Origin of the sequence: Psychrobacter sp. W2-37-MNA-CIBAN-0211, assembly GCF_040309405.1 — a bacterium.
Classification (GTDB): Bacteria; Pseudomonadota; Gammaproteobacteria; order Pseudomonadales; family Moraxellaceae; genus Psychrobacter; species Psychrobacter glaciei.
This window is the reverse complement of sequence record NZ_JBEOOU010000219.1, coordinates 1-270: the sequence shown is the minus strand read 5'-3', so window position 1 is coordinate 270 and position 270 is coordinate 1. Positions and strand designations below refer to the sequence as shown.

At 63.7% G+C, this 270-nt stretch carries 1 protein-coding gene; it reads right to left on the bottom strand.

The annotated features are described in order from the left end of the window. Positions 1-270, bottom strand: a 270-nt coding sequence (locus AAEY72_RS14980; RefSeq protein ID WP_352311352.1) for an asparaginase domain-containing protein, incomplete at both ends; no start/stop codon positions are given.

Genomic DNA, 270 nt, shown 5'->3' with positions numbered 1-270 from the left:
CTGTAGGCCAGCGTGTCGGTGCCGTGCAGGATGAGCACGGCATCGTAGCCTTCATCCACCGCTTCGATCACGGCGATACGCAAACGCTGCCAGTAGGCGGGGGTCATGTTGGCGCTGTCGATTAGCGGCGACATTTCCCGCAAGCGCCAGGCGGGCACTTTGAGTTGAGGTTGGCTGGCGAGGTAATCGGCCATCCGCGCTTCAAAACCGGAGGCAGGGACCAGGCCGTTGGCGCTGGCCTGCATGCCGATGGTGCCACCGGTGTAGAGC